The sequence below is a fragment of the Stenotrophomonas maltophilia genome, from assembly GCF_003970865.1.
Taxonomy (GTDB): domain Bacteria; phylum Pseudomonadota; class Gammaproteobacteria; order Xanthomonadales; family Xanthomonadaceae; genus Stenotrophomonas; species Stenotrophomonas maltophilia_AR.
The window spans coordinates 1-626 of record NZ_RXLZ01000163.1 but is presented as its reverse complement, the minus strand read 5'-3'; the positions used below and the strand labels follow the sequence as shown (position 1 = coordinate 626).

The window sequence follows — 626 nt, the reverse complement described above, 5'->3', positions numbered from 1 at the left end:
TGGGGGGTTTTTGGTGGGTTTTTTTTGTGTTGGGGGGGGGGGGGCCGGGGGGGCCACCGGGGGGGGGGGGGTGGCAAGGTAAGGGTGGTGAAGGGCGTGGGGGGTGGGGTGGGTCCGGTTACGGGGGACGCTGCAAGTACGTCCATGTAAGCTCGGTCGCCGCATCCATGCGGCTCACGCCCCCGCAACCGGACCCACCCCGCCTTAGACAGTTGGCCGCGATCTGTTGGAATCTGCTGCTGCTCTTGGTGGGTGTCGACCTTGGTCGACACGCTTTGGTCGGCACTAATCGGATGGGGTCAGATCCCGTTGCAACGCAACGGGATCTGACCCCGGTCGTGGCGCCATTTAACCGGCGTCGGTTTTCTGGCCTACGGCTGCAGGGTCCAGTGGCCGGAATTCTGGCGCTGGCGCGGTGCGATGGGGCCGTCGTGCTGGGTGTAGATGAAACGACCCTGGCGATCGCTCAGGCAGGTCAGCAGCAGGGTGTAGTGGGCGGGGCTTTTACACAACTGCGCCTGCGCACCCACTCCCGCGCTCGCGCTTGCGGGCGGTCGGCCTGCTTCGACAAGTATAGATCAACCACGTACCGGTCAGTACTGTCAGTTCATATCATGTAATCCGGA

1 protein-coding gene is annotated in these 626 nt (G+C 64.1%); it reads right to left on the bottom strand.

The window, feature by feature from the left end:
- Positions 1-371 precede the first annotated feature (371 nt).
- The gene (locus EKL94_RS22495; RefSeq protein WP_185830083.1) at positions 372-512 is read right to left on the bottom strand and encodes a hypothetical protein; all 141 of its coding nucleotides are present in this window, start codon (positions 510-512) and stop codon (positions 372-374) included.
- Positions 513-626: the final 114 nt, after the last annotated feature.